Source organism: Geodermatophilus sp. SYSU D00696 (genome assembly GCF_054050235.1).
In genome coordinates this window covers 23345-33432 of record NZ_JBJGYY010000048.1, presented here as the reverse complement: position 1 = coordinate 33432, position 10088 = coordinate 23345, and the positions used below count along the sequence as shown (strand labels likewise).

The following is a 10088-nucleotide window of genomic DNA, read 5'->3' as shown; positions in this document are numbered from 1 at the left end:
GCCCCGCCCCCCCCCCCCCCCCCCCCCCCCCCCCCCCCCCCCCCCCCCCCCCCCCCCCCCCCCCCCCCCCCCCCCCCCCCCCCCCCCCCCCCCCCCCCCCCCCCCCCCCCCCCCCCCCCACGGCGACACCCTGGGCCTGCAGCAGGCGCAGGCAGGCGAGCATCTCGCGGGTCTTGGGCAGCTGGAGGACGACGACGTCGGCGCCCTGGGAGTCGACCTCGCGGACCACCAGCGGGCCGCCGGGATTGCCGGGATCCGGGGCCATGACGGTCTTCAGCCCGTGCTGGACGGTCACCGAGACGCCGAGCCCGGCCTCCTCGACGGCCCGGGCCGGCTCGGCCATGCGGTGGTACATGGAGCCGGTGAACACGGTCGTGGTCAGCAGCACGTTCATGGGGCACGTCCTCACCGCGCTCGGCAGGAGCGCTGGGTCGCGACGCCCGGCGGGAGGAGCGGCCGGGCAGGGGGATCCGACGGCGCGAGGGCGTCCGGGAACGGACGGGCACCTCGGCGGTGAGCCCACCATCCCGGCCGGGCCGCACCACGCCGTCCGCGGCCCTCGGGACACGCCGCCGTGCGTCTCGTCCGCCACACCCGCCCGTCGCGCCCCGGCGGCGCCCCGCCCCGGCGGGCGACCCGGTCGAGAAATGTGCCCGGTTCGCCTCAAGGTCGGCAGACGCCCGGCCGTAGACCCCTGTGCACGACCCGCAGCACGGATGCAGCGGGATCCCGAACAGCCCCGATTCCAAGGAGGAACACCATGGGTCTGCGCGTCAACAACAACATCGCCGCGTTCAACGCCTACCGGAACCTGAACGTGACCGATGGTGCGATGAGCAAGTCGCTGGAGAAGCTCTCCAGCGGTCTGCGCATCAACCGGGCCGCCGACGACGCGGCCGGCCTGGCGATCTCCGAGGGCCTGCGGTCGCAGATCGGCGGCCTCAAGGTCGCCGTCCGCAACGCGCAGGACGGCATCTCCGTCGTCCAGACCGCTGAGGGTGCGCTCACCGAGACGCACTCCATCCTGCAGCGCATGCGCGACCTCGCGGTGCAGGCCGCCAACGACGGCGCCCTCAGCGACAGCGACAAGGCGAAGGCGCACGCGGAGTTCGACGCACTGCGCTCTGAGCTGGATGACATCGCCACGAAGACCACCTTCAACGGCACGAAGCTGCTCGACGGCAGCTACTCGTCCAAGGTCTTCCAGGTCGGGTCGAACGCCGGCGAGACGCTGTCGGTGAGCGTGAGCAGCATGGCTCCGTCGGCTCTCGGCCTGTCGGCCGCCTCGATCGCCACCGCGAGCGGGGCCTCCGCGGCCATCTCGTCGGTCGGCGACGCTATCGCGGAGGTCTCCGACCAGCGCGCCGCCCTCGGTGCGGTGCAGAACCGGCTCGAGCACAAGATCAACAACCTGAACGCCACCGTCGAGAACCTGACCGCGTCGGAGAGCCGCATCCGCGACACCGACATGGCCCAGGAGATGGTGTCCTTCACCCGCTCGCAGATCCTGTCGCAGGCGGGCACGGCGATGCTGGCGCAGGCCAACCAGAGCTCGCAGGGCGTCCTGCAGCTCCTCCGCTGACCCCGGGCCCCCGGGGCCGACCAGCGAGCACAGCACCACCCGGTGAGGGGGGAGGCCCTGGCCTCCCCCCTCACTGCACACCCGGGCGAGGTCACACCCGCCCCACCCGACCCCGCACCCTGGAGGCGCAGCGATGGTGAGCCTGAGCGTCGACGGCCTGGTCTCCGGCCTGGACACCACGAGCCTGATCAACCAGCTCGTCGCCGCCGAGGGGGTCGCGCAGAAGCAGCTCGAGACCCGGCTGACCCAGACGCAGAAGGCCGCCGAGGCCTACCGCTCGGTCAACACCAAGGTCGACGCGCTGCGCTCGGCCGCCGAGGAGCTCACCCGAGGCGCCGTCTGGACCGCCGCCAAGGCGACCAGCTCGAGCCCCGCCGTCGCCGTGGCCGTCACCGGGACCCCGCAGCCGGGCTCGATCACCTTCACCGTGACCAGCGTGGCCGCCGCCCACGCCGTCGTCGGCACCACCCGGACAGCTCCCCCCACCACGGCCGGGGTCTACTCCGACCTCACCGTCCGTGACGCCAACGGGGTCGTGAAGGGCACCGTCTCCGTCGGCACCGGGTCGCTGGACGACACCGCGGCCGCCATCAACAAGCGGAGCGACCTCGGGCTCACCGCCACGGTCCTGCAGGTCAAGCCGGGCGAGTACCGGCTGCAGGTCAGCGCGAGGGCCACCGGCACGGCCGGGGAGTTCTCGGTCGACGGGTTCACTCTCCTGCGCGAGGGCACCGACGCGACGATCAAGCTGGGCGACGCCGGGTCGACGATCGACGTCACCTCGGCCACCAACACGTTCACCGGCGTGATCCCCGGCGGGACCCTGACCGTCAGTGCGAGGAGCGACACGCCGGTCACGGTCGACGTCACCTCCGACCCCGACGCCGTCGCCGCCAAGGTGCAGGCCTTCGTCGACGCCGCCAACGCCGCGTTGAGCGAGATCGCCAAGCACTCGGCCAACGGCAAGGACTCCACCGCGGTGCTGCGCGGCGACAGCAACCTGCGCCGGCTCACCGACCAGGTCCTCACCGCGGTGTCCGAGGTCGTCGCCGGCCGTGGCGCCCCCGGCTCGGCCGGGGTGCAGCTCACCCGCGACGGGCAGGTCTCGTTCACCAAGGCCACCTTCCTCACCCGGCTGCAGGCCGACCCCGCGAAGGTGCAGCAGATCTTCGCCGGCACGGCCGAGGCCGCCACCACCACCTCACCGGCGCTCGGCGACGGCCTGGCCACCCGCGTGCAGGCACTCGCCACGACGCTGACGAAGGCCGCCACCGGCACGCTCACCCTGCTGGCCAAGGGCCGCGACGAGCTCGCCGCCGACATCCAGGTCCGCATCGACGACTGGGACCTGCGCCTGGCCGCCCGCCGGGAGACGCTCACCCGGCAGTTCACCGCGATGGAGACCGCGCTGGGCTCGCTCAAGCAGCAGTCGTCCTGGCTGGCCGGCCAGCTCGCCTCGCTGCCCTGACCCCCTCCTCCTGGTCCCGCTTCCCCCCGTCTGATGCAGGAGATCGACCGATGACCGCCGCTTCCCTCCGCTCCCGCTACCTCGGCGACGCCGTCAGCACCGCCTCGCCGCAGCAGGTGCTGGTGATGCTCTACGACCGCCTCGCCCTCGACCTCGAGCGCGCCCAGGCCGCGCTCGCCCAGGGCCGGCGCGCCGACGCGCGGGAGCAGGTCCGCCACGCCCAGGAGATCGTCTTCGAGCTGCTCGGCAGCCTGCGGGTCGACGCCTGGGAGGGCGGTCCCCGCCTCGCCGCGCTCTACAACTGGCTGATCGCCGAGCTCAACCAGGCGATGGTCAAGCAGGACGCCGGCCGGGTCCGCTCGTGCCTGGAGGTCGTCGAGCCGCTGCGCGACGCCTGGCGGCAGGCCGCCGCGAGCCTGGCGGGCACCGCATGACCGGCGGCTCCTCCTCGGACCACCAGCGGCGCGCCGAGTGGACCGCCGTCCTCGAGGAGATGGAGGTGGAGGTCCTCGACGCCGAGCGCTCGATCCGCGGCGAACGCGCCGAGGAGATCGCCGCCTGGGGCCGGCGGATGGAGGACTGGACGCCGCCGACGATGCTCGGGCCGCTCCCGCCCGACCTCCGCGAGCGGGCCGCCCGGCTGCTGCAGCACCAGCTCGCCGTCGCCGAGGAGCTCGTTGAGCGGATCACCCAGTCGCAGCGGCAGCGCGACGTCGCCGCGCGCATGGCCTACCGCCCCCGCCCCGTCGCCGCCTTCGTCGACAGGGCGCTCTGACCGTCTTCGGCACACCTGCACAACACCGGACACGGCCGGGTCCGCCTCACGGCGGGCCCGGCCGTCGTCGTCCCGCCCCCACAAGTGCCATTCCGCGACAGACGCACCCCTCGGGGCGCGGGAGGCTCCCTCTGGAGTGCCGATATCGCGACAAGGGCACCTCCTCGGACACGGAGGGCCGCCCCCGGCTCGTCCTCCCCGATCGCGCCGCCCGTCACACCCGTCTCCTCCGCCCCGGACGGTGGTCAAGGTCTGACGAGGCGCTGCCGATGACGGCCCTGCACGGACAGCACCACTCTCGCCACGGATCGGCGGCCCTTCCCACGCGCTCGCGCGCGCGGGTCCCCGACGTACCCGGAGGCACCCCGTGTCCTGCCGTCCTGCCCACCGGCGGTCAGCCCCGTGATCGGCGACGTCACCACGGCGACGCTGCACGCGGCGCTGACCGGACTGGCCCAGCGCAGCCGCGTGACGGCGGACAACATCGCCAACGTCCAGACGCCGGGCTTCCTCGCCGGCCGGACCGACTTCGAGTCCTCCCTGCGCACGGAGCTGCGCCAGGGCCGGACGCCCACCGCCTCCGGCGGCGCGATCGCCCGCTCCCTGGAGCCCACCCGCACGGACGGGAACAACGTGAACCTCGACAGCGAGACCGTCATCGCCACCGAGACCGGCCTGCGCTACCAGCTCGCGCTCACCGCCCTGGACGGCAAGTACAGCGGTCTGCGCACGGCCCTGAGGACGGCGTGACCGTGTTCGACGGCCTCGACATCTCCGGGTCCGGCCTGTCGGTCCACCGCCGGTGGATGGACGCGGTCTCGGACAACATCGCCAACATCAACACGGTCAGCGCGACCGACGGCGAGGCGTTCCGCGAGCGCATGGTCGTCGCGCAGGCCGTGGACTACGGCTCCGGCGAGGGCGGCGTGCGCATCGCCCGGGCCGAGTTCGGCAGCGGCGAGGGCCGGCTGGTGCACGAGCCCGACCACCCGCTGGCCGACGCCGAGGGCTACGTCCGCTACCCCGACATCGACCTCGGTGACCAGATGACCCAGCTGATCATGGCCCAGCGCGGCTACCAGGCGAACCTGGCGGCCCTGGAGCGGGCGACCAGCGCCTACCAGGCCGCCCTCCAGCTCGGGAAGGGCTGACCGTGACGTCCCCGATCGGCGGCATCTCGCTGCCTCCCGCCCCCACCGTCGGCGCCCTCGGCGGCCCGGCCGAGGCCGGCGGGGTGGTCCCGGCCCCCGCCCCCGACTCGGGGGCCGGCTTCGCCGCGGCGCTCACCGGCGCGCTCGAGCAGCTCGGCGGCCTGCAGGCGACCCGTGACCGGCTGGCCGTGCAGGCCGCCACCGGCGACCTGCGCGACGTGCACGACTACATGATCGCCGCCCAGGAGTCCTCGGTCGCCACCGAGATGGTCGTGACCATCAAGAACAAGGCCGTCGAGGCCTTCACCGAGATCATGAGGATGCCGGTCTGATGCCTGCCGCACTGGCGGGGCCGCTGGCGAAGGTGCGCGGCACCCTCGCCGCGATCAGCCTGGGCCAGAAGGTCGTCATCGGCCTGCTGGTCGCCGGGCTGGCGCTCGGCGGCTTCGTCTTCTACCGCTGGATCACGACGCCGACCATGGCGCCGCTGTTCTCCAACCTGGCCTCGACCGACGCCTCGGCGATCGTCGACGAGCTCAACGCCGGCGGCGTCGCCTACGAGCTCGCCGACGGCGGCCAGACGATCCTGGTGGCCAACGAGTCGGTGTACGACCTGCGGCTGCAGATGAGCGGCAAGGGCCTGCCGGCCGGGTCGGACACCGGCTACGCGCTGCTCGACGAGCAGGGCATCACCACCAGCGAGTTCCAGCAGCAGGTGCAGTACCAGCGCGCCATCGAGGGGGAGCTGGCCAACACCCTCGAGGCGCTCGACGGCGTCTCGCAGGCGGTGGTGCACCTGGCGCTGCCCGAGGAGGAGGTGTTCGCCTCCGACGAGGGCGAGCCGACCGCCTCGGTGCTGCTCGACCTCGAGCCCGGGACCCAGCTCTCCGGCGAGCAGGTCCAGTCCATCACCAACCTGGTCTCCTCCAGCGTCGAGGGGATGGACTCCGAGCAGGTCACCGTCACCGACTCGACCGGCCAGCTGCTCTCGGCCGCCGGGTCGGGGCTCACCGCGGCCGCCGGCGACGCCCGCTCGCAGATGGAGTCCGACTACGAGCAGCGCCTGGCGGCCAACGCGCAGGCGATCCTCGACCGCGTCCTCGGCCCCGGCCACGCGCAGGTCTCGGTCCGCGCGGACCTGGACATGAGCCAGAGCGACAGCACCGCCACCACCTACGGCTACAACCAGGGCACCCCGCCGGTGTCCGAGCAGCGCTCGACCGAGAGCTACACCGGCGACGGGGCCGCGGTCGGCGGCGTCCTGGGCCCGGAGAACACCGCCGACGCCGCCGACGGCACCGGCGGCGGCCAGGCCACCTACGAGACCGAGTCGACGACGGCGAACAACGCCGTCGACGAGACGGTCACCACCACCGTCACCGCGCCCGGCGAGGTCAACCGGCTCACCGTCGCCGTCGTCATGGACGACACCGTGGCCGGCGACCTGAACCAGGCGCAGGTGCAGGAGCTGGTCAGCAACGCGGTGGGCCTCGACGAGGCCCGCGGCGACGACATCAGCGTCGCCTCACTGGCCTTCGACACCCGGGCCGCCGACGAGGCCGCCGCCGCGATGGCCGCCGCCCGCGAGGCCGAGCAGCAGGCGCAGATGTGGTCGCTGGTCCGCACCGGCGGCATCGCCCTCGGCATCGCTCTCCTGGTGCTCGTCGTCTGGCTGCGCTCGCGCCGCCGCGGCGACGACGAGGAGGACGCCGACGACGAGCTGCTGGAGATCGACGACGGCCTCATGGCCGAGCTCGAGCGGCTGCGGGTGGCCAGCTCCCGGGACGACACCGCCGTCCTGGACAACCGGGCCCTGGAGCTGGAGGCCGCCGAGCGCCAGCGCGTGCGAGGGGAGATCGCCTCGATGGTCAGCGAACGTCCCGACGAGGTGGCGCAGATGCTGCGCGGTTGGCTGAGTGACGTGCGATGACCCTGGCATCGGTCGAGCAGCTGGTCGGCACGGGCGGGACGAACCTGCCCGCCCTGCCGCCGGCTCCCCCGCGCCCGGAGATGCCGGGCCTGCGCAAGGCCGCCGTCTTCCTCGCCCAGATGAGCAAGGAGGAGGCCGGGCTGCTGCTGTCCAAGCTCAGCGCCCGCGAGGTGGAGGCCCTCACTCGCGAGATCATGAAGCTGGGCACGGTGGAGCCCGAGGACGTCGACGGCGTCCTGTCGGAGTTCCACACGATGATGGCCGCGCAGCGCTACGTCGGCCGCGGCGGCGTCGACTTCGCCCGCGAGATCCTGGCCGCGGGCCTGGGCGAGGACAAGGCCGAGGGCATCCTCGCCCGGCTCAACGTCGTCTACACCGAGGTGCCCTTCGCCTCGCTGCGCAACGCCGACGTCCGCCAGCTGGTCACCTTCCTCAAGGACGAGCACCCGCAGGTCATCGCGCTGGTGCTCGCCCACCTGTCGGCGGGCCAGTCGGCCGAGGTGCTCTCCGGTTTCGGCCCCGAGCAGCAGGCCGAGGTCGCGCACCGGATCGCCACGATGGACCGCACCTCGCCGGAGATGGTCCGCCTGGTCGAGGAGGAGCTCAGCCGGCGCATGGGGTCGCTGCTGGCCCACCAGGACATGTCGACCGTCGGTGGCGTCGAGACCCTCGTCGAGATCATCAACCGCTCGCCGCGGCCCACCGAGCGCTCCATCCTCGAGTGGCTGGACTCCTCCGACCCGGAGCTGGCCGAGCAGGTGCGCGCGCAGATGTTCGTGTTCGAGGACATCGTGACCATCGACGACCGCTCCATGCAGCTGGTGCTGCGCGAGGTCCAGTCCAACGACCTGGCCACCGCGCTCAAGGGCGTGCGCCCCGACGTCCGCGACAAGGTCGTCCGGAACCTCTCCGAGCGCGCCGCCGAGAACCTCGCGGAGGAGATCGAGCTGCTCGGCCCGGTCCGCGCCCGCACCGTCGAGGAGTCGCAGGGCAAGATCGTCGCGGTCATCCGCACCCTCGAGGAGCAGGGCGTGCTGACCATCTCGCGCGGCGGGGACGATGAGTTCGTCTCCTGACGGACGGCGGGAGTCGGTGCTGCTGCGCGGGCCCTCGGCCAGCGCGGCGGCCCCCTACCGGCAGGTCGCGGGCACGACGGTGCCGCCGCGGCCGCGCCCCGAGCCGCGGCCGGCCGGCCCCTCCCCCGTGGTCGCCACCGCGCCCGAGGTCACCGTCGAGCGCCGCACGGCGACCCGCCGCGCCGCCGACGTCCCGGTGCCCAACGGCCGCGGCGTGCTGCGGCTCGGCGACGTCTACGCCGAGGAGCTGACCCGGCTGCGCGAGTTCGCCCGCCGGGAGGGCTTCGCCGCCGGGCACGCCGAGGGTGTGGCGTCCGCCGCGCAGGTCGTCGCCGAGGCCGAGGCCGCCGCGGCCGCCCGGCTGGCCGACGTCCAGGCCCGCTGGGAGCGCCGCATGGCCTCGGCCACCGCGGCGCTGGGTGCCGCCGTCGCCGCGCTGGAGGCCGCTGCCGTGCCCACGGCCGACGACGTCCGCGACACCCTCCTCGACGGCGCGCTGACCCTGGTGGAGGACCTGCTCGGCCGCGAGCTGTCGGCCTCGACCACCGCCGGCCTCGACGCGGTCCGCCGCGCGCTGACCCTCGTCCCCGCCGACGCCCCCGCCGTGGTGCGGCTGCACCCCGACGACCTCGCCGAGGTCCCCCCGCACGCTCTCGCCGCGTTGCCCTCGTCGGTCACCGTCGTCGCCGACGACACGGTCGAGCGGGCCGGCGCGGTCGCCGAGTGCGGCCCGCGCCGGGTCGACGCGCAGCTGTCGACGGCGCTGGCGCGGGTGCGGGCGGTCCTGGCCGGCGGGGGCCCGGCCTGATGTCCGCGGCCGCCGTCCTCTCCCGCGCCCGCCTGGCCGCCCGCCCGCAGCTCACCGGCTCCGTCGTCGGCGCCATGGGGCTCACGCTCACCGTCGAGGGCGTCGTCGCCGCCGTCGGCGACCTGGTCGAGGTCGGCTCCGGCCTGCTCGCCGAGGTCGTCGCCGTCTCCCGCGACCGGCTGACCTGCATGCCGCTGGGCGAGATCTCCGGCGTGCACGCCGGCGCGCCGGTGCGCGCCACCGGCATGCCGCTGCAGGTGCCCGTCGGGCCGGCGCTGCTCGGCCGGGTGCTCGACGGGCTGGGCCGGCCGGTCGACGGGCACGGCCCGCTCGGGCCCGGGGTCGACTGGGTCGACCTCGCCAGCGAGACGCCGCACGCGCTGTCCCGCCGCCGGGTGGAGGAGCCGCTGCCGGTCGGCGTCCGCGCGCTGGACACCCTCGTGCCGGTCGGCAAGGGCCAGCGGCTGGGCATCTTCGCCGGTTCCGGTGTCGGCAAGTCCACGCTGCTGGCGCAGATCACCCGCGGCACCGAGGCCGACGTCCGGGTCATCGGGCTGATCGGCGAGCGCGGCCGCGAGGTCAAGGAGTTCCTCGAGGAGAACCTCGGGGCCGACGGCATGGCCCGCACGGTCGTCGTCGTCGCCACCTCCGACGAGCCGCCGCTGGTGCGGCTCAAGGCCGCGTTCGTGGCCACCCGCATCGCGGAGGGCTTCCGCGACCAGGGCCGCGACGTGCTGCTGCTCATGGACTCCATCACCCGCACCGCGATGGCCCAGCGCGAGGTGGGGCTGTCGGCCGGGGAGCCGCCGGCCACCCGCGGGTACCCGCCGAGCGTCTTCGCGATGATGCCGCGGCTGCTGGAGAAGGCCGGCCCCGGCGCCACCGGGTCGATCACCGGCCTCTACACCGTGCTCGTCGAGGGCGACGACCACAACGAGCCGATCGCCGACACCGCCCGCTCCATCCTCGACGGGCACGTCGTGCTCACCCGGCGGCTGGCCACCGCCGGCCACTTCCCCGCCGTCGACGTCCTCGAGTCGATCTCCCGCGTCGCCGGCGCGGTCACCGCCCCCGCGCGGATGGCCGACGCCCGCGAGATGCGGCGGCTGATGGGCGCGCTGCGCGACGTCAGGGAGCTCGTGGAGATCGGCGCCTACCAGGCCGGCAGCGACCCGCTGGTCGACCGTGCCCGCATGCTGTCGCCCGCCATCGACGCCTTCCTCCGCCAGGCGCTGGAGGACACCACCTCGCCCGACGACGCCTGGGCGATGCTGCACCGGCTCGTGACCGCGGGCTGA

At 74.3% G+C, this 10088-nt stretch carries 11 protein-coding genes; all 11 read left to right on the top strand.

Features of this window, described 5'->3' with window-relative positions:
- Positions 1 to 760: 760 nt before the first annotated feature.
- The 11 genes from ACI79O_RS21715 (at position 761) to ACI79O_RS21665 (ending at position 10088) form a co-directional block, all read left to right on the top strand.
- Positions 761 to 1582, top strand: a complete 822-nt coding sequence (locus tag ACI79O_RS21715) for a flagellin N-terminal helical domain-containing protein (protein ID WP_456887244.1) — start codon at positions 761 to 763, stop codon at positions 1580 to 1582.
- Between the two features lie 133 nt (positions 1583 to 1715).
- Positions 1716 to 3050 (top strand): flagellar filament capping protein FliD, encoded by a 1335-nt coding sequence (gene fliD, locus ACI79O_RS21710; protein WP_456915181.1) that lies wholly within the window; start codon positions 1716 to 1718, stop codon positions 3048 to 3050.
- Between the two features lie 50 nt (positions 3051 to 3100).
- Positions 3101 to 3484 (top strand): flagellar export chaperone FliS, encoded by a 384-nt coding sequence (fliS, locus tag ACI79O_RS21705; protein ID WP_456887247.1) that lies wholly within the window; start codon positions 3101 to 3103, stop codon positions 3482 to 3484.
- Positions 3481 to 3825, top strand: coding sequence for a hypothetical protein (locus tag ACI79O_RS21700; protein WP_456887249.1), 345 nt, complete (start codon positions 3481 to 3483; stop codon positions 3823 to 3825). The genes fliS and ACI79O_RS21700 overlap by 4 nt, the downstream gene beginning before the upstream one ends.
- Before the next feature lie 402 nt (positions 3826 to 4227).
- Positions 4228 to 4575: a flagellar basal body rod protein FlgB gene (locus tag ACI79O_RS21695; RefSeq protein WP_456876648.1), complete on the top strand. Its 348-nt coding sequence runs from the start codon at positions 4228 to 4230 to the stop codon at positions 4573 to 4575.
- Positions 4572 to 4976, top strand: coding sequence for a flagellar basal body rod protein FlgC (flgC, locus tag ACI79O_RS21690; RefSeq protein ID WP_456915180.1), 405 nt, complete (start codon positions 4572 to 4574; stop codon positions 4974 to 4976). The genes ACI79O_RS21695 and flgC overlap by 4 nt, the downstream gene beginning before the upstream one ends.
- Positions 4977 to 4978: 2 nt before the next feature.
- The gene (locus ACI79O_RS21685) at positions 4979 to 5308 is read left to right on the top strand and encodes a flagellar hook-basal body complex protein FliE (protein ID WP_456915179.1); all 330 of its coding nucleotides are present in this window, start codon (positions 4979 to 4981) and stop codon (positions 5306 to 5308) included.
- The gene (fliF, locus tag ACI79O_RS21680) at positions 5308 to 6906 is read left to right on the top strand and encodes a flagellar basal-body MS-ring/collar protein FliF (RefSeq protein WP_456915177.1); all 1599 of its coding nucleotides are present in this window, start codon (positions 5308 to 5310) and stop codon (positions 6904 to 6906) included. The genes ACI79O_RS21685 and fliF overlap by 1 nt, the downstream gene beginning before the upstream one ends.
- Positions 6903 to 7982 (top strand): flagellar motor switch protein FliG, encoded by a 1080-nt coding sequence (fliG, locus tag ACI79O_RS21675; RefSeq protein ID WP_456887255.1) that lies wholly within the window; start codon positions 6903 to 6905, stop codon positions 7980 to 7982. The genes fliF and fliG overlap by 4 nt, the downstream gene beginning before the upstream one ends.
- Positions 7966 to 8790 (top strand): FliH/SctL family protein, encoded by an 825-nt coding sequence (locus ACI79O_RS21670; RefSeq protein ID WP_456887257.1) that lies wholly within the window; start codon positions 7966 to 7968, stop codon positions 8788 to 8790. Before fliG ends, ACI79O_RS21670 begins: the two co-directional genes overlap by 17 nt.
- Positions 8790 to 10088: a FliI/YscN family ATPase gene (locus ACI79O_RS21665; protein ID WP_456887259.1), complete on the top strand. Its 1299-nt coding sequence runs from the start codon at positions 8790 to 8792 to the stop codon at positions 10086 to 10088. The genes ACI79O_RS21670 and ACI79O_RS21665 overlap by 1 nt, the downstream gene beginning before the upstream one ends.